The following is an 18,411-nucleotide window of genomic DNA, read 5'->3' as shown; positions in this document are numbered from 1 at the left end:
AAACGCCAAAAATGACGTTTGTCTACGTTCTGAGAAACTCTTCACAGAGTTTCTTGCATTATCTTTCTTTCACTTCTATTTCTGAATGGCGGTAACCATAGCCAAAGTAAATCAAAATTCCCAAAAGTAGAGCGATGCCAAAGGCCAACCAAGTGTCCAAAGTGTACTGAGTCATAAAGGAAAGGCAGATGACAATGGACAAAATCGGAGTTAGAGGAACCAGCGGAGTTTTGAATTCTCCAGCTTTAGGCTGTCCCTTTTCCTTTCGCAACTTCAAAATGGCAAAGGCCAGCATAATCAGATAAGTCAAGGTACAGATATTGAGGAAAGAGGCAATGCTAGCAAGAGGAAAGATACCCGCACAAATAGCTGAGGCAATCCCCACTAAGATGGTAGCATTTTGAGGCACACGGCTAGTAGCAGTTAATTCCTTGAAAGACCGCGGTAAAAGTCCGTCGCGCGCTATACTGTAAATCATCCGAGACAAGGCATAGGTCATGGAGATGCAGACAGTGATCAGGGTCAAAATCGCTACGATAGAAACATAATTGGCAGCCCAATCTAGTCCAATACTGCGAAGTGAGAAAGCTACTGCATCTGGAACATTTAGCTTGGTATAGTGTACCAAGCCTGTCAAGACCAAGGTTACTAAGATATAGAGAATGGTCACGATCCCAAGGGAAAGGACAATGCCGCGTGGCACATTTTTTTGCGGTTCTTTGATCTCATCCACAGACATAGAAATCGACTCAAAGCCCAGAAAAGCAAAGAACATCAGAGAAGCTCCAGCCATAATCCCCGTCTGACCGCCATAGATCTGACCAAAACCGAAAGGCGCAAAGTTGGACCAATTCTCAGGTCGAAGATGGAAAAGCCCAACGAGAATAAAGAGAGCCAATGCCGAAAATTTGAGGACAACCAAGGCTGAGTTAAAGCGCAGGGCTGCTTTTGAGTTTAGAAGTACCACGCCTGTCACAAAGACCAAAACCAGAATAGGCAATAAATCCACATAAGTTCCTGCTTTTGGATTGAATGTGCCATTCAAGGCTGTCGGTAGCTGGATATGAAAGCCGCTCAAAAGCCCTTTCAAGTAAGAACCCCAGCCAGAAGCCACACCTGATATAGCTGTCATAAATTCCATAATGGTCAGCCAACCAGCCAGCCAAGCCAGAAATTCCCCTAAAACAGCGTAAATATAGCTGTAAGCTCCGCCATTAGCTGGAACTCGAGAGGCAAACTCTGCATAAAATAGGGCAGAGATGCTGACACACAGGGCAGAAATCACGATCGACACAATCAGAGCTGGACCAGCATAAGTCGCCGCCCCAATTCCTGTAACCGTGAAAATCCCTGTACCAACCATGGCACCGATCCCTAAAAGAATCAAATCCATCAGTTTCAGGTGCCGCCGCATTCCCGTCCTGTTTTTACTGGCATCTTTTTTTCGAAAAATATTCATAAAATCTCCCTCCAAAGCATAGATGGTTTATTATATCATAGATTATTGGATTTACCAAAGTCTCTTTTAAAATGCCACTTTATCGTTTGGCAAAGAAATGCAAAATAAGAAGCTGGGAAATCCCAACTTCTTACATAGAGACATTTTTACGATAACTGCGAGAAGTAATCATGAAGACAATCACATAGCTGATAAAGAAGATTGCACAGACACCCAGTGTCACAGCCAGCATGAGAGCTGAGTTAAGAACACCAAGAGCAGACAAGATCAAGCTCAGCATATGATAGGCAAAGGTCAGATGGATAAAGGCAAAGGCCAGCGGCAGGAAGAAAACAATTAAGATCTGTTTCCGAATAGTTTGCCTGATTTGCTTCTCATCCAGACCGACCTTTTGTAAAATCACAAAGCGATCCCGATCCTCGTACCCTTCTGAAATCTGCTTGTAGTAGATGATGAGGATGGTTCCCAGCATAAAGACGATTGATAGGAAGATTCCGATGAAGAACATCCCACCCAGCATGCCTTTGATTTCTTGCTTATCAAAAGCTGTTACCGAGCCATAGACCGCTTGATTTTCAGGCAAGGTCTGATTAAACTGCTGCAATTTTTCTTGGTAAGCATCCCTCAGATTGCGCTGTTCTTCCGTTGACAGCTTTGTATCAAGCCAGCCATAATAATTAAGGTTTACAGCATATTTATCCGTCATTGCAGAGAATATTTGGTCAGGATTTTTAAGAACCATGTAGATTTTCTCTGGGACGATCATGTTCATCTGATCGGGTAAATGACCAAAGATAAAGTCTTCTTTGAGTTCTTCTTTTATTTTAAAGGTTTGACCAGCCAGCTGCAAGTCTTGCTTGGGATCCAGTTTCACTCCTTGCTGATAAAGTGCCACTTCATCATCTCCAAGATCAAGAGTTTTCCCCGTCATACTTTGATAGTCCGCTTCTGAAACAGCCAAAATATACGTTTTCGGTGTGACAAATTTTTGAGCGGCAGCGTTGATATCGAGCTGGTTGCCAGCACGGCTCGTCACTCCCATCGTATAGTATGGATAGACACCTTTCTTAGTGACTGGCATCTGCTGCTCATTCACAAACTCTGTCAGCGCTTGGTCCATCTGCTCACCCGTGGTTCCTTTTCCTTGAATGCTAAAGTCATGAGGAAACATAGCCTTTTGCATGTAGTCACCGCCAGCATAGATATTAGCTCCGCCAGATAAGGTTACCAAGACCATGGTTGATAGGATAGCAATTGTTGCCAAGCCCACTGCATTTTTCTTCATGCGGAAAATCAGGTTGGAAACGGAAATCATGTTATTGGGTTGGTAATAATAGGACTTCCTCTTTTTCAAAAATTGCAGAAAGACTGTAATTCCAGCATTAAAGAGCAGGTAGGTGCCTAGAATCACAAAGAGCACTGCGACAAAGAAGGTAACGACTGCTGATAAGGGATTGGTCACTCCTAATGCAAGGAAGTAACCGTATGCCAAGGCTGCAAGTCCAAGTAGCGTTTGTAGGAATAAAAAGCGACTTTTCTTTTCTCCACTATTCTTTTCTTTGACCAATTGCAGCGCATCAAGCTTTCTCAGGCGCAAACCATTGCTAATCATCAAGCAGAAAAAGACAAAGGCATAGAAAACAGCGACCGCGATAACGACAGCAGGCTGAAAAGTTGAAACCAAGACGACCTTTATCGCCATGATTTTCAGCAAGAGGGCATAGATCAACTGGTCAAATAAGAGCCCAATCCCTAGTCCAAGGATAAGGGTGACCAGACCAAATAACAGTAATTCAATTACCACCATGACAAAGAGGTGGAATTTATTGAGCCCTAGCACACTGTAGAGCCCCAGCTCTTTGGAGCGATTCTTGAAAACAAAGCTATTAGCATAAAAGACGATAATGCTGGTCGTGATGCTGACAATCACCATCCCAAAAGATAGCACCATAGAAACGGCGCTTGCCCCCGTCATTTTTACTAAATTAGGATTAAAAGTCAGGGAGAAAAAGATGTAGGAGATGGCGATAGCCAGACAGGTCGCCAGAGCGAAAGGATAATAAAGCTTACGATTTTTGATTAAGTTAGAAAGCGCAAGCTTACTAGTTAATCTAAGCATGAGCTTCCACCTCACTTGCCATAACTGTCAGAGTATCGGAAATCTCTTGAAACATCTGCCGCTCGGTCTTGTTGCCGCGAAAGATTTGATTGTAAAGAATCCCGTCCTTGATAAAGAGCACCCGTTTGGCCCGACTAGCTGCCGAGGTCGAGTGAGTCACCATGAGAATGGTTTGGCCGCGGTCGTTGATATCGTCAAAGACATCCAAGAGAGCAGCCGAAGACTTAGAATCCAAGGCTCCTGTTGGCTCATCCGCCAGCAAAATCTCAGGCTCTGTGATGATAGCGCGAGCAACTGCCACCCGCTGCTTCTGACCACCGGAAATTTCATAAGGAAACTTCTCTTGGAGTTTGTTAATCCCCAGCTCGTTGCAGGTCGTAACTAGCTTTTGCATCATCTCGGTAATGGGACGACGAGAGAGCACCAAAGGCAGGAGAATATTATCCTTGACCGATAAGGTATCCAGCAAGTTGAAATCCTGAAAGACAAAGCCCAATTTCTCCCGGCGGAAGCTGGAAGCCTGGCTGTTTTTGATGGTTGCCGTGTCAGTTCCGTTGAGAAAGACGCGCCCTTCGGTCGGCTTGTCCAGCATGGCTAGGATGTTGAGCAAGGTGGACTTCCCAGAACCTGATTCCCCCATGATGGCGACATATTCACCTTTTTCTACCGTAAAGTGAATGTCCTTTAGCGCCTCTACTTGGCTGCCCTGAAAGCGGGTTTTATAAATTTTTTTCACGTGTTGTACGTCTAATAATGTCATACTTGAACCTCTTTTTTTATTTATATGTAAAATGGTTATTTAGCTTAACTTCCAATGCTTTATTAGCTGGCTCTGCTCCAAGATTACCTGAGCTACTGCCTCCTACTGAAAGCAAACTAAAAACGATACTATTATCATACCGAAAAGCCCGATATGTTTCCATAAGCTAATCTTTCATTTTGGACGCTAATCTTACATTTTTGTCACCTAGCGTTCTTCCAGTTATGGAAATACCTGGCTTCCATTAGAGGGAAAGGGCTGTATGATTTGGGTTACTTTCCCAGTTTGCCTCCCTAAACTTTCAGTTCTATTTGAGCAAAAAGGTGGTGGGACTGGGAAAAAAGGCCTAGCCTCTCAATTGTCTTTGGATTGTCGAGCAAGACGCAGTGGTTGAGTGGGCTCTACTACGCTGATTTCATCAGTTTTTACAGCCCTACTCAACTGTGCGGAGGTGGGACGACGAAATCGAATTCTAACGAATTACCGATTTCTGTCCCACTCTCTATCCCAGCCCCTTCACTGCATCTGCTTCTTAATGACTATATTGTAGCCAGAAATAATACTGGCTTGATGCACAGCCCAGTCTGGTTTTTTCGATTTCTTTTTTGGAAATCTTTTGTGCCATTGGTGTCTTTTGCTTATGGTTGAAGAGATTTGTTTTCATAGTGGGCCTCCTTTTATGTGAATATTATTTTTGATTTGTTTTTCCTTACACCTATATGATATAAAATTCCCCGTCCTCCTACCATCGAATAACCTTTCATTTTAGGATTTAAACTTACATTTTTGTCATCTTAAATAGAAAATTTGACGATTGATAGTTCAGTTGTTCTATTTTCTACAATTCCCCTCAAAAAACAGCAAAAGAGGCTGGGACAAAAGTCCTAGCCTCTCAATTGTCTTTGGATTGTCGAGCAAGACGCAGTGGTTGAGTGGGCTCTACTACGCTGATTTCATCAGCTTTTACAGCCCTACTCAATTGTGCGGAGGTGGGACGACGAAATAGAATTCTAACGAATTACCGATTTCTGTCCCACTCTCCAGCCCCTTCACTGCATCTGCTTCTTAATGACTATATTGTAGCCAGAAATAATACTGGCTTGATGCACAGCCCAGTCTGGTTTTTTCGATTTCTTCTTTGGAAATCTTTTGCGCCATTTGTGTTTTTTGTTTATGGTTGAAGAGATTTGTTTTCATAGTGGGCCTCCTTTTATTTGGATATTATTTGTGATTTGTTTTTCCTTACACCTATATGATATAAAATTCCACGTCCCGCTACCATCGAATAACCTTTCATTTTAAGTTTTAAACTTACATTTTTGTCATTTTAAAAAGGATGAGTGATTATCACCCATCCTTTTCCTATAGATTTATCATATAAATCATCCACTCTTAGAATTTAGCTAGGTATTCCTGCACAAGTTTGATGTCCTCTTCCTTGCCACCTCGGTCAATATCACAGATATGCGGCAGCCCATATTTTTCGATAATCAAAGCTGTAGCTCCGCAGAAGGTCCGTCCATGCTTCACTGAATCTCCATTATTGACAAAGCCTTTAATCATGCTTGAGTGCTTCTTGATGAAGCGTTTGCTTGACCAGGGAATTTTCCCAGCCCCTGCATTTCGCGTGATCAGAATACAAGGCTCTTCCAACTTTTCCTTGATAGTTTGTGTCGGATAGCCCAGCGATTCTGCAAATTGCTTCCCAACACCCGTTACTGAATCATAAACTATGATCATTTCCTCTCCCTACTTTCTCAAAAGAAGCACTGCTAGAAAAGCAGCAAAGCCTACAACCGCCACATCCGATATTAGTTGTAAGAGAAATGCTAAATCAGGCATACTGTGAATATAGAGCAAGATACTGATCGTCGTCAAGGCCAAGACCACCAGCTTGACAGCTACCGCCACGCTCGGCATTACAAGCAATCCAAGCAAGATACAAAGGAGACCACCAATCAGAAATGACTGAAAGCCTAAACTTAGGCCAAAGCCAAATNCCACACCGCCATAACCAAGGGTCAAAAAACCAATCACAACTAGGCAAAGCCCCAAAATAGCCCTTCCACTCAACAGCATTCCACCTTGTTTCATCATCATTTTCCTCACTTCCCTGTTTGAATGAATATTATTAAGCATTCATTCACATCTTCTCAAAAAATTGTTTTCCTCTAATTTGCTTTCTCCATCGTCTATATCACACAAATCTACCCCCTTATCTGAATGAATATTTTTATAAATTCATTCAGATCATCTTCCAAGAAAAGGAAATTCTTATTTAGCAAAAATTCCCTTTAAAAAATATTTCACCAAGGTCTCGATACTCTCAAAATAGCCGGGAAAATCCTGCTCTGTCACATGCATGTCGATGTAGTAGATCAAATCATAAGCCTTCATGATTTGGGCGACTTCCTCTTGCGAAAAGCCCTTCTCCTGCAAACGCTGGCTGAAAGTCTGAATCAGAAACTGGTGAAAGGCATTGGCCGCTCGGCCAGCATCCTGATTATAGTAGTCGTGCAAGATCTGAGAAATGCCCGGCTTGCTCCACTCAGCCAAAATTTTATTAGGCGAAATCAACTCAAAAGTGACCGCAAAAAGCTGCTCAACGACTGCCTCTGGCTCACCCTGCCAATCCACGCGCTGCATGGTTTCCTCACGTATGCGGTTATTCTCAGCTACATAAACCTCTAAAAAAATAGCTTCCTTGGACTCATAATACTTATAAAAGGAGCCAACAGCCATGCCAGCACGCTTGGTAATATCTGAAATATTCGTCTTTTTATAGCCCTTCTCAGCAAACACCTGCCTAGCCTCAGCCAATAATTCAGCTTTTTTGTCCATGACCTTCTCCTGTTGTGAATGAATTTAATTTTCTATTCATTCAAATTATAACACTTTTAAAACCTTTGTCAAGAAAAGCGGAAATCGTACTTTGAAAGGAAGACGGCAGTTTGAGATAATAGCTCCTTTGTTAAACAAAAAAACAAACAAGTTCTCGATAAAACTTGCTTGCGTCTTGGATACATTAGTTTTTTCTACGATTTTTCAAGGCCTCGTTGATTTTCTTGGTTTTGATCATCGAATCGACGGAGACAAGAAACCAAACCAAGAGGTAAATCAAAACAAAACTTAGCCAGAAGGGCCAACCAAAGAGCATAGTCCCCCAGCCATTGCAGATCACAGCTAGACAAACGATGGTCGCTGTCACTACAAAGTGGCAGAAAAGTAGGAAAGGAAATGGAAAGCGATCTGTCGCATCAAAGATATAGCTTGCTACTCCGATTAAGGCGCTGACAAGGAGGACACTGAGAATAGAGCTAGGAGTCAACAAAAATGTTTTTCCTGAGAACAGGCCTACCAGCAGAAAGACCAAGCCACCTGTTCTCAGACCATCCTGCATACCGATAAGAATTTTTTTAAAGGTCATGATTTTCCTCCTAAATTCCCAAATAGTCCATAAGCAGCTTGACATAGCGACGACTGACATCGGTTTTGAGCTGATTGGTCAGCTTAGCAGTCATGTTGCCCGAAAAGCTATCCGACAAGGATTCCAGATGATCGATGTTAATGACTGCATGCCGCGACACCTGAATGAAATTGCGACTATTGAGACGATTTTGAAAACGAGTCAGCGTTTCTGTCGTTGTATAAACGCCCTCGGTGCTGTAAATCATAAGGGTTGTCTGATTAATATCAGCTAGGATAATATCCTCTGTCTTGAGCATGACCAGCTTATCATCCGACTTAATAGGCAGGACACCACTTGGTCCAGCCTTGAAGTTTTCCAAATAATCTAGGACAGCCTTGGCCTCACCAACCAACTGATCCGCTTTCACGATGACCAGCGGGTCTTGGGAAGAAATCTGAGCATCTTCTTCAAATCTTGTCTGCAAACCTAGGCCTCCTACTTTCTTTACTTGAAGCTCATCCGTCGATTCAGCAGCCAATTTTGACCTAGCCAGAACAGGACTGCTGCCGTGAGCACTACTCCAACTATATAGTATGTTTCTTGGCTTGTCAAGAGCTTTTGCCATTCGATACGGATACCTAGGAGCTTCTCAAATTCTTGCTGGAGCTGACTCTGGTCCGCAAAAACTTCTGTCAAAGACTCCTTCATCAGGACTTGTCTGAAAAGGGAAGCCATGTAGGTTGAGGGAGTCAGTTTCATGAGATTTTGGGCCAGGCTGGGCAGAGTCCCGATTGGAATATAGGTTCCCACTAGAAAACCAGAGGCCGCTCCGATAACCGTTGCATATTGTCCCAAGGAATTTACCGATTTAAAATAAGGAACAACTAGCGCATTGAGGAGACTAGCCAGCAAGCTATTGAGCAGCATGAGGCAGAGCAGCTGGGGAAAAAGCCCCCAGTCAAAGGAAATCTTGTCCGCTAGAATAAAGTAGGTCAGCATGACAGCAAACATGAAGACCTGCATGACAAAGCCAATCGCAAAGGCACTGATTAGGTAGCTAAACCGCAAGCCCCATTGCCCCAAATCTGTGATAAAGAGGTCAGCGGTCACCTTTCTTTCTCGGTCTTCAGTTTGTTGCGAAAAAGCTGATAGGGTAGTTGTCAAGGCGGTGACAGCCAGCGTTCCGCTAATCAACCAAAAGTCAAGCAGTTCCGTCGCATGGCTACTGTCTGACCAAGAGCCTTTCATGTTGTTCTTTAGGAAAACCAGATATAAAACAAAGGGAATAATGGCTCCAAAGAGAGATAGGATCACCCCACTATGATTGCGAAAATAAAGTAAAAAGTTTCGTTTGATCAACATTAACATTTAACGTACCTCTCTTCCTGTCAGAGCCATAAAGGCATCATCCATCGTTCCTGGTTGAAATTCAAATTGTTCAATATAGGAGCCAAGCTGGCTCAGCAACATCAGCGCTTCTTGGGTCGTCTCTGGATAAAAGAAGAACTCATTTTCCTTGCCTTGCTCCCATTCGCAGCGAGTCTGCAAAGCAACCTTCAAGCCCTCTGAATCTGGGGTCAGAATCCGCAAAACATTGCGGGCATAGCGCTCCTTGATCTGGTCAGCAGAGCCTTGCGCAATGACTTGACCATGGTCTACGATGTAAATCTTATCTGCGTCGTCAGCTTCATTGAGATAGTGGGTGGTCAAAACTACGGTCATCTTTTCCTTCTGCTGCAAGTCTTTGAGCAGCTTCCAGATACTTTCTCTAGTCTGGATATCCAAGCCTGTCGTCGGCTCATCCAGAAAAAGTAAGTCGGGACTATTGAGCAGCGCACGGGCAATGTCCACCCGTCGCTTTTGTCCACCAGAAAGCGTCCCGTAGCGTTGTTTAGCAAAGCTAGTCAGCCCCAGTTGCTCGATCAATTGCTCAATCTTACCAGTTTCCACCTGCTTGTACTGCTTAGCACGAATTCGCAGATTTTCAACTACTGTCAAATTGGCATCCAGCACACTATTTTGAAAGACTACGCCCAGCTTGGTTTGTTCTGCATAAATGATTTGTCCTGATGTTGGCTGCAAGAGTCCAATCAGCATCTGAATCGTTGTCGACTTGCCTGCTCCATTAGGGCCTAGAATGGCTGTAAAACTACCTGCCTCAATTTCTAAATTCAGGCCATTTACTGCTACCTTGTCTCCATAAACTTTGGTCAGATTTTTTACTTGGACTAACATGATCTTTTCTCCTATCTTAACTTCTGAGACTATGATAGCAAGTCTTTTTTGAAAAATCTCGGCTTTTTGGACAAGCGGTAAAATGAGAGAGATGAGAGGTAAAAATCCAGACATCAAAAAATCCCCGACCAAGGGTCAAGGATTTGCTCTTATCTGGCAACAATCTTGCGGTAACTGCGAGAAGTTAGTAAGAATACTAAAATATAGGTCAGGAGGAAGACGCCGCAAGTCGCAAGTGTTGTCTGAATTAAGAGAGGAAGATTGGTCACACCCAGTAGGGCAACTATCAAGCGCAACATATGAAAAACAGCCGCTATATGTAGAAAAGCAAAGATGAGAGGTAGGAAGAAAACAGTCAAAATCTGCTTGCGAATGGTACTTCTGGTTTGCTTTTCATCTAAACCAACCTTTTGCAAGATGATAAAGCCATCACGGTCCTCATAGCCTTCAGAGATTTGCTTGTAGTAAATCACAAGAACAGCTCCTAGAAGGAAGATAACGGATAAGAAGACACCGATGAAGAGCAAGGTTCCAGTAAGTTCCTGATAGCTCTTTTCTGCGCTATGACGATCACTAGCCATTGCGTAGCTGCCATCTTGGGCCTGTTCCTGATCCAAAGTGTCCCTCAGTCCCAGCTGGACTTGCTCGACAAATTTCTTACTGTCCTTAGTCTCTGAAGCAACTCCAATGTAGTAATAGTGTGCAACATTTAGTCCTACTTCTTTACTATCATTGACCACCATATAGAGGCCCTGCTCCATGGCCACGTCGTTTGGATTAGGGATTTCCCCATGCGTGAAATTCGACGGTAAAATCTGCTTGATCTTCCAGTCCTTACCATTTACTCGGAGAGGTTTATCCTTATTTAAGGAAACATTTTTTCCATAGACAAGAGTTTCATCATCTGCCAAGTCTATCTTTTTCCCTGTCATTTGTTCATAATCCTGACGATTGATAACTGTAATCGTGCCGGCAGACTTGGTCAAGATACTTGGATCCGAATCCAGCTCGCTTTGCGCTGGAACCGTGATATCATTTCCAGCTAGTTTCATGATGAAGGCTGATTGATAGAGATAGGTAGTATAGCTTGGCTTCTTCAGACCTGTATCCTGAGCGACCTGCTGAACCTTATCCAACAGAGCCTCCTTCTGCTCGGTTGATTTCGGCAAGACGACGCTAACATTGTAATCCTTTGGATGCAAGGTAGTAATATAATCCTGACCTCCAACATAGATATTGATTGTACCAACCAAAGTCACAAGGAGCATGGTAGATAGAATGGAGATGGTTGCCAATCCTGCCGCATTTTTACGCATCCGCGAGATGAGATTGGAAACAGAAATGAAATTCTGCGTTTTATAGTAGTAGCCTTTGCGCTTTTTGAGAAATTGCAATAGTGTAATCGAACCGGCATTAAAAAGCAGATAGGTTGCTAGGATAACCATGATCACAGCTACAAAGAAATTGCCGATAGCAGCGACAGGTTTGGTAACGGTCAAAGCCATGTAATAAGCCACTCCCATGAGCAAGAGCCCCAGCAAGGTTTGCACCCAAAGGAAGCGCCCCTTCTTCTCGCCTGCTTTCTTTTCTTTCATTAGGTTAAGAGAGCTATAGCGTAGAAGACGCGTAGAGTTGAGCAACAAAATCACTGCAAAAGCGACACCTAGACTGGCTAGAGTCATCCAGACGTTCTGCCATTGGAAGGTCGAGGCAAGAACGGCCGGCATTCCCATCAATTTCAAAAGAACGGCGTAGAGCATCTTATCTAAAGCTAGGCCAGACAAGATACCCAGACCAACTGTAGCTAGATAAAAGACACAGAGTTCAAAGAAGGTCATAAGCAGCAGGTGACGCTTCTCCATCCCTAGCACACTATAAACGCCAAGCTCCCGCGAACGGTTCTTCATGACAAAGCTATTGGCATAGGTGATAAGGATGAGCACCGCAATCTGAATGACCTGGATACCAAACTGCAAGGTCATCCGAGCTGCTGTACCACCATAAGAGGTCTCCATATTTGGACTGTGAGCCAGTGAGACAAAACTATACAAAATCGCTGTTGCCAGTACTGTCGCCAAAGCAAATGGATAATACAAACTGCGATTTTTAACCAGATTGGACAAAGCAAGTTTACTCGTTAGTTTGAACATAGTTGCCCACCTCACTTGCCATAACTGTCAGAGTATCGGAAATCTCTTGGAACATCTGCCGCTCGGTCTTGTCACCGCGGAAGATTTGATTGTAGAGGATACCGTCCTTGATAAAAAGTACCCGTTTAGCGCGACTAGCCGCTGAAGTCGAGTGGGTCACCATGAGAATGGTTTGGCCGCGGTCATTAATGTCATCAAAGACATCCAACAAGGCTGCTGAAGACTTGGAATCCAAGGCTCCCGTCGGCTCGTCCGCCAGCAGAATCTCAGGATCTGTGATAATGGCCCGAGCTACTGCTACCCGCTGCTTCTGGCCACCGGAAATCTCATAAGGAAACTTCTCTTGCAGCTTGTTAATCCCCAACTCATTGCAGGTGGCAACCAGCTTTTGCATCATCTCGGTAATGGGACGGCGAGAGAGGACCAAAGGCAGTAGAATATTATCCTTGACCGACAGAGTATCCAACAGATTGAAATCCTGAAAGACAAAGCCTAATTTTTCTCGGCGGAAGCTGGAAGCCTGGCTGTTCTTGATGGTTGCGGTGTCAGTTCCGTTGAGAAAGACGCGGCCTTCGGTCGGCTTGTCCAACATGGCTAGGATGTTGAGCAAGGTGGACTTCCCAGAGCCAGACTCACCCATGATGGCGACATATTCGCCATTTTCTACTGTAAAGTGTATATCTTTCAACGCCTCTACTTGGCTACCCTGAAAGCGAGTCTTATAAATCTTTTTCACGTGTTGTACATCTAATAAGGTCATCATGATCTCCTTTTCTATAATTCCATTTTAATACAGAAACAGCTTTATTTCCATATTTTACTAATTTTTAAATGCCAATAATTTTATTTCTGCACCAGATAAGCAATCAGTGCGATGATCCAGAGATGGGCTGGGTAAAAGATATAGAAGAAATACTTGCCCCACTTGCCATTATAGCCTCGCTCGCCATTGTAGAGATGGAGGAAGGGCAAGACGGTAATAAAGGCCCAGTCTGAATTGTAGAGCATCATCGAAATGGTGGCTCCCATGGTTGGGTAAATTTCAATGCTCAGACAGAAGAGTAGAAAAGCCAAGACCATGTAAGAAAAAGTTCTGAGAGCAGGCTGATTGCGGAAGATATAGCTAATCAGCATCAAAGGAATAATGGTCATGCCGCCTTCTGTCAAAAAAACTCCTGCCAAACCAATTAATACTGCCGCTCCAATCCGCAAATAGCGCTTCTCATCCATAATCTTTTCACTATTTTTGGAGAGACCAAACACAAGATTAAGCACCAGAACGCCACAGGCTAAGCTGAGAAAGATATTATTCTCAAGATGAATCCCCTTGCTATGAAAGAGCATAGTCAAGATGGTATTGCCCAGCTGCATGATAGCCGCCCAGATAAACAAGCGGGCATTGTAAGCCAAGCGATTGCGCGTATGCAGAAAGCCTTCTACTGCGCTAAAGGCAAACCAGGCAGCTACACAGCGAGTCAGCAGGTGGAAAATCCCGTCCCAGCCCGTCGGCAAAAGCCCTGGAATCTTACCAATATGATCAAAAACCATTAAAAAGGCCATGAAAAGCTTGAGTTGGAAAGCATTTAATCCTCTTGTTTTCATTTCATATCTCCTTGTCTTCTTTATACATCTATCTTACAAAAAAAGAAAGGTTGGTACCATAACCTAACCTTTCAATTTCACTAGCCAACCTTACAAATTTGTAAGAATGCCTTATTCAAATATCATCTTCTTCTCTGAAAAACTAATCATGACAGTTGTTCCCTGACCGACCTGCGAAGCGATGCTGATCTGATGCCCCAGCTCATCTGCTATTTTCTTTGACAGATAAAGTCCCAAGCCAGACGACTGCTGGGTCAAACGGCCATTATAGCCCGAAAAACCTCGCTCGAAAACCCGCAGCAAATCCGCATCCTGAATGCCCAAACCGCTGTCTTTGATATAAAGCGTATCCTCCTGAAAATAAATTTCAATCCCGCCTTGACTGGTATATTTCAGACTATTTGACAGCACTTGCTCCAAAATAACAACGAACCATTTTCTGTCTGTGATGATGGTTCGATCCAGATCATGCAAATTGAGGCTCAAGCCCTTTTGGATAAAGAAAATCGCATACTTCTTGACAATCTCCTTGACCAAATCTTCAACATTTTCCTTTTTCAAGACCAAATCCTCGTGGAAACTCTCCAAGCGAAGATACTGCAAGACGATATTGACATAGGACTCGATCTTAAAAAGCTCTTGCTCCAGCTGATTCTTGACCTTCTTGTCCTCAATCTCTCCGACCAGCAATGAACTAGCCGCAATAGGCGTCTTAATCTGATGAGCCCAGAGCGTATAATAGTCCATCAGGTCATTTAGCTTCTCCCTTTCCTCAATCGCACGGTTCTTCTTGTCCATTTCCAAAAGAGCCAGTTTCTCAAAAAGGAGAACCTCTAAGGCTGTCTGAGGCCGACCTGAGGCATAGAAGAGCTGGTTGCGGTATTCCTTATAGGCACTAGCTAAGTCCATTCCCAAGAAAAAGCTAGCAAGGAGAAAGGCCAAGAGCAGCTGATACTCTAGCAGACTGCGCCCGTCTTCGAAAATAAAGGCAAACATCCCCATAATCGAAAATACAATCAGCAAGAGCAACAAGATGAAGCGACGAGAATACAGATGATGCTTCAAGAAGAAAAATTTATCCTGCATGTCCATTGGTCAAACCATATCCTATCCCTTTTTTCGTCTCAATAAAATGCTTCAGACCGTGCTCTTCCAGCTTCTTGCGCAGGCGGGCAACATTGACGGACAAGGTATTGTCATCAATAAAGAAATCACTGTTCCAGAGCTCCTTCATCAAGTCATCACGCGCCACAATGCTGCCAGAATGCTCAAACAGCACCCGCAAAATCTGAAATTCATTCTTGGTCAGCGTTACAAGCTCGCCCTCATAGACCAAATCCATGGATTTAAGATTTAAAATCACGCCCTGATATTCCAAAAGACTTTGATCTGTCCCAAACTCATACGAGCGCCGTAGCAACCCTTGAACCTTGGCCAGAAAGACATTATTATCAAAAGGCTTGGTCACATAGTCATCTGCGCCCATATTGATGGCCATGACGATATCCATGGACTGGTCGCGCGAAGACAGAAACATAATCGGCACCGTCGAAATCTTCCGAATTTCCTGGCACCAATGGTAGCCGTTAAAGAGGGGCAGGCCAATATCCATCAGTACCAGCTGGGGCTCCTCCTTGACAAAGGTTGTCAAAACCTGCATGAAGTCTTCAATCGCCACAACCTGATAGCCCCATTGCTCCAGCATTTTTTTGATCATTTGACGGATGACCGCATCATCCTCGACCAGTAAAATCTTGTGCATTTCATTTCCTCACTCATTTTTCTTACTGCTATTATATCAAATTATCCTTTAAATCACAGAGACTTTTTTAGTCTGAAATTCATGTTGTTTTCAGAAAGTTTCAAGAAAACCTTCAATAAATATTGACAAAAGTAGGGTAAAAAGATAAAATAACACTATATTCAGAATTGTCTGAAAATTCATTTTTTATAATAAGGAGATTATTATGCTAGAACAAACTCAGACATCTACCTGGCAGTCTAAACTGAAAGCCCTAGGTCCTGGGATCCTCATGGCCTCTGCTGCTGTTGGTGGCTCTCACATTGTTTCCTCTGCTCAAGCGGGCGCCAAGTATGGCTGGGCTTTGATGGGACTGGTCATCTTGGCCAACCTCTTCAAATATCCCTTCTTTCGCTTCGGTGCTGAGTACACCTTAGAAACTGGTCACAGCTTAGTTGAAGGCTATGCCCAAAAAGGAAAAATCTACTTAGGCATCTTCTTCGTTTTAAATGTCTTCTCCGCCTTGGTCAATACAGCAGGAGTCGGAATTCTCTGTGCTGCCATTATCGCCAGCGCCTTTCCAAACGCCCTTGGACTCAGCATTACTCAATGGTCTCTGATCCTCATCATCCTGATCTGGGCAATGCTACTCTTTGGTGGCTACAAGTTCCTAGATGGCCTTGCCAAATGGATCATGTCCGCTCTAACCTTTGCAACCGTTATTGCGGTCATCGTTGCCATTATCAAGCATCCTGAGTACGGAGCAGACTTCGTTGAAAAGACACCTTGGCAAATGGCTGCCTTGCCTTTCATCGTTTCTCTAATGGGCTGGATGCCAGCTCCAATCGAGATTTCAGCAATCAACTCCCTCTGGACTGCTGAGAAAGGAAAATCTGTCAATATCTCTGTTACGGACGGACTCTTTGACTTTAACGTTGGCTATATCGGTACGGCCATTCTGGCTATCTTCTTCGTCGCTATGGGCGCTCTCATCCAGTATCCAACTGGTCAAGCAGTTCAAGATGCTGGTGCTGCCTACATCCAGCAATTCGTTGGGATGTACGCATCCGTTCTTGGCGACTGGTCACGGATTCTGATTACTTTCATCGCCTTTCTCTGTATCTTTGGTACGGTTATTACCGTTATCGATGGCTATTCCCGTGTAAATGCTGAATCCTTACGCCTCCTTCTCAATGAAGAGAAGACTTCTCAAAAAACTCTGCATATCTGGATGACAGCTACAGCTATTATCGGTGGCGTTATCATCTACTTCTTCCAAGGTAGTGTGGCCCTCATGCTTCGTTTTGCCATGATTGCTTCCTTCCTGACTACTCCATTTTTTGCTCTTCTAAACTATCTCCTCGTTACGAGCGAGAATAAACATCTGAGCAAATGGCTAAAAGGTCTTTCCATCCTTGGTCTGATCTTCCTCTTTGGCTTCGCCTTATTCTTTATCTACGCCATCCTCATCGGTAAGGCTTACTAGATTAAAAGAGCTGGAAATTCTGAAGGATATCTTCAGGTTTCCGCTCTTTTCTTTTTTCCTTCCTAACAATCTGCGTCCACTTATGCTATACTGGAAGAAGATAGAATATTGGAGATAAATATGGGAATAATTTTTGATTACCTAGACCAAGTAGCTTACGATAGTATCTACGACACCCCCTTTAATGAACTGGATATGCTGATGCTGACGGAGATAACTTATCTGCCTTTTGACCAGATCGTATCTGATCAGATGTCCCCTGATTGTACTTGCCGCTTGTTTGAAGCTGCTGAAAAAGTGCCCCAAGATTTGTCCATGTTGGTGACTAAAAATCGGCTGAAGCTCTTGGAAAAAGCAGCCAGCTCAACCCGCTTCAAAAATATTAAGCTCATGGGTTATGTCAATGATATTGACCCTGATGTTCAAAAGCAATTTGCAGCTATGATTTTCAAAATAAAGCCCGATAGTTATGTCCTGACCTTCCGCGGAACTGATGATTCCATTATCGGCTGGAAAGAGGACTTCCACATGACCTATATGGATCAGGTCCCAGCTCAAAAAACGGCGGTCAATTATCTGCGAAAAGCTATGAATGCTCTGCCTGGTCAGTTCATCCTGACAGGTCACTCAAAGGGCGGCAACTTAGCTTCCTACGCTGCTAGTCAGATCGAGCCAGAATACCAAGAGCGGATTCAGAGTATTTACAGCTATGATGCTCCCGGACTGAATCACTCGGTCATCACCAGTCAAGGCTACCAGACTATTTCGGACAAGATAAAGCGCTATATTCCGCAGGGCTCTATCGTCGGAATGATGCTCGAAACACCCAAGCAGGCTCAGATTGTCAAAAGTACGGCTATCGGTGGTCTGGCCCAGCACGATACCTTCACTTGGCAGATCAGTGGCCAAACTTTTGTCCTACTGGACAACCTCAATCCAGACAGCCTTCAAGTAGATAAAACGCTGAAAAACTGGGTTGATAGCGTTTCTGATGAGGAATTAAAAGACTTTTTCGATCTCTTTTTTGGCCTCATCCTAGATGCTGGCATCAGCTCCATCAATGACCTCACCAAGCTGGAAAATTTCAAAAAAATCCTAGCTGTTTTTGAAAATACCAACGCCCTCACTGACCAGGAGCAGGAAATGCTGACGCGCCTAGCCAAACTACTGGTAGACATGCGCTACCAGTCTTGGAAAGACGACATGAACCTGCTGAAGACTGCAGAAATCCAAAAAGAAATCCGAGAAAATATTTCTCAGTTTGTCAATCAACTACCTTTTGTCAATACTGAAAAGCCAAAAGAAAACAACTCTGAGACTACTGAAGAGGATACTTTACCCTCTTAAATATGGGGGCGTCAAACCCTAGCTAACCAAGAAAAATCAGGAACAGTATGAACACTGTTCCTGATTTTTGGATATTAGAAATAATTATAAGATTTTAAGATTG

At 43.7% G+C, this 18,411-nt stretch carries 18 protein-coding genes and 1 pseudogene; 2 read left to right on the top strand and 17 right to left on the bottom strand.

All coding sequences use genetic code 11. The features are described 5' to 3' along the window. Positions 1 to 58: 58 nt before the first annotated feature. The 17 genes and pseudogenes from D8790_RS02280 to D8790_RS02205 all read right to left on the bottom strand — a co-directional run bounded on the left by D8790_RS02280 (position 59) and on the right by D8790_RS02205 (position 15,496). Positions 59 to 1,459, bottom strand: coding sequence for an amino acid permease (locus tag D8790_RS02280; protein WP_125387427.1), 1,401 nt, complete (start codon positions 1,457 to 1,459; stop codon positions 59 to 61). Between the two features lie 130 nt (positions 1,460 to 1,589). Further along, a complete protein-coding gene (locus tag D8790_RS02275) occupies positions 1,590 to 3,578 on the bottom strand; it encodes an ABC transporter permease (RefSeq protein WP_125387426.1) in 1,989 nt (662 codons plus the stop codon). Beyond that, positions 3,571 to 4,338: an ABC transporter ATP-binding protein gene (locus D8790_RS02270; RefSeq protein ID WP_005590953.1), complete on the bottom strand. Its 768-nt coding sequence runs from the start codon at positions 4,336 to 4,338 to the stop codon at positions 3,571 to 3,573. Before D8790_RS02270 ends, D8790_RS02275 begins: the two co-directional genes overlap by 8 nt. A gap of 532 nt (positions 4,339 to 4,870) precedes the next feature. Beyond that, on the bottom strand, positions 4,871 to 5,002 hold the full coding sequence (locus D8790_RS10800; RefSeq protein WP_260470257.1) for a hypothetical protein: 132 nt from the start codon (positions 5,000 to 5,002) through the stop codon (positions 4,871 to 4,873). 401 nt (positions 5,003 to 5,403) lie between these two features. Next, positions 5,404 to 5,535 carry a hypothetical protein gene (locus D8790_RS10795; protein ID WP_005590956.1) on the bottom strand — a complete coding sequence of 44 codons (132 nt, stop codon included), beginning with the start codon at positions 5,533 to 5,535 and terminating at the stop codon, positions 5,404 to 5,406. A 195-nt stretch (positions 5,536 to 5,730) separates the two neighbouring features. Beyond that, on the bottom strand, positions 5,731 to 6,078 hold the full coding sequence (locus D8790_RS02260; protein WP_125387425.1) for a class Ib ribonucleoside-diphosphate reductase assembly flavoprotein NrdI: 348 nt from the start codon (positions 6,076 to 6,078) through the stop codon (positions 5,731 to 5,733). Positions 6,079 to 6,087: 9 nt separating this feature from the next. Next, complete coding sequence (locus tag D8790_RS02255; RefSeq protein ID WP_185761901.1) at positions 6,088 to 6,435, bottom strand: hypothetical protein; 348 nt, start codon at positions 6,433 to 6,435, stop codon at positions 6,088 to 6,090. A gap of 177 nt (positions 6,436 to 6,612) precedes the next feature. Continuing rightward, positions 6,613 to 7,179 carry a TetR/AcrR family transcriptional regulator gene (locus D8790_RS02250; protein ID WP_125387424.1) on the bottom strand — a complete coding sequence of 189 codons (567 nt, stop codon included), beginning with the start codon at positions 7,177 to 7,179 and terminating at the stop codon, positions 6,613 to 6,615. A gap of 184 nt (positions 7,180 to 7,363) precedes the next feature. Continuing rightward, the gene (locus tag D8790_RS02245) at positions 7,364 to 7,765 is read right to left on the bottom strand and encodes a DUF3021 domain-containing protein (RefSeq protein WP_125387423.1); all 402 of its coding nucleotides are present in this window, start codon (positions 7,763 to 7,765) and stop codon (positions 7,364 to 7,366) included. Positions 7,766 to 7,775: 10 nt separating this feature from the next. Continuing rightward, positions 7,776 to 8,231, bottom strand: a complete 456-nt coding sequence (locus D8790_RS02240; RefSeq protein WP_125387422.1) for a LytTR family DNA-binding domain-containing protein — start codon at positions 8,229 to 8,231, stop codon at positions 7,776 to 7,778. Between the two features lie 20 nt (positions 8,232 to 8,251). Further along, entirely contained in the window at positions 8,252 to 9,115 is an 864-nt protein-coding gene (locus D8790_RS02235) for an ABC transporter permease (protein ID WP_125387421.1), read from the bottom strand. Between the two features lie 218 nt (positions 9,116 to 9,333). Continuing rightward, positions 9,334 to 9,982: pseudogene (locus tag D8790_RS02230) on the bottom strand (ABC transporter ATP-binding protein); the annotation flags it as partial. A 149-nt stretch (positions 9,983 to 10,131) separates the two neighbouring features. Then, positions 10,132 to 12,132 carry an ABC transporter permease gene (locus D8790_RS02225; protein ID WP_125387419.1) on the bottom strand — a complete coding sequence of 667 codons (2,001 nt, stop codon included), beginning with the start codon at positions 12,130 to 12,132 and terminating at the stop codon, positions 10,132 to 10,134. After that, on the bottom strand, positions 12,113 to 12,892 hold the full coding sequence (locus D8790_RS02220) for an ABC transporter ATP-binding protein (protein ID WP_125387568.1): 780 nt from the start codon (positions 12,890 to 12,892) through the stop codon (positions 12,113 to 12,115). Before D8790_RS02220 ends, D8790_RS02225 begins: the two co-directional genes overlap by 20 nt. A gap of 83 nt (positions 12,893 to 12,975) precedes the next feature. Then, the gene (locus tag D8790_RS02215; protein WP_125387418.1) at positions 12,976 to 13,734 is read right to left on the bottom strand and encodes a TraX family protein; all 759 of its coding nucleotides are present in this window, start codon (positions 13,732 to 13,734) and stop codon (positions 12,976 to 12,978) included. A 111-nt stretch (positions 13,735 to 13,845) separates the two neighbouring features. Further along, positions 13,846 to 14,826 carry a sensor histidine kinase gene (locus tag D8790_RS02210; RefSeq protein ID WP_061422372.1) on the bottom strand — a complete coding sequence of 327 codons (981 nt, stop codon included), beginning with the start codon at positions 14,824 to 14,826 and terminating at the stop codon, positions 13,846 to 13,848. Further along, a complete protein-coding gene (locus tag D8790_RS02205; RefSeq protein ID WP_037615348.1) occupies positions 14,810 to 15,496 on the bottom strand; it encodes a response regulator transcription factor in 687 nt (228 codons plus the stop codon). Before D8790_RS02205 ends, D8790_RS02210 begins: the two co-directional genes overlap by 17 nt. 205 nt (positions 15,497 to 15,701) lie before the next feature. Between D8790_RS02205 and D8790_RS02200 the strand changes: the two genes are divergently transcribed. Together D8790_RS02200 and D8790_RS02195 are read left to right on the top strand one after the other, a co-directional pair. Further along, positions 15,702 to 16,961, top strand: coding sequence for an NRAMP family divalent metal transporter (locus D8790_RS02200; RefSeq protein WP_125373919.1), 1,260 nt, complete (start codon positions 15,702 to 15,704; stop codon positions 16,959 to 16,961). 120 nt (positions 16,962 to 17,081) lie between these two features. Continuing rightward, the gene (locus tag D8790_RS02195) at positions 17,082 to 18,308 is read left to right on the top strand and encodes a DUF2974 domain-containing protein (RefSeq protein WP_125387417.1); all 1,227 of its coding nucleotides are present in this window, start codon (positions 17,082 to 17,084) and stop codon (positions 18,306 to 18,308) included. The last annotated feature ends 103 nt before the right edge of the window (positions 18,309 to 18,411 follow it).

It is taken from the genome of Streptococcus cristatus (assembly GCF_003943535.1).
In the GTDB taxonomy this organism is placed as follows: domain Bacteria; phylum Bacillota; class Bacilli; order Lactobacillales; family Streptococcaceae; genus Streptococcus; species Streptococcus cristatus_L.
The sequence above is the reverse complement of the archived record's forward strand: the minus strand, read 5'-3'. Positions and strand labels throughout refer to the sequence as shown.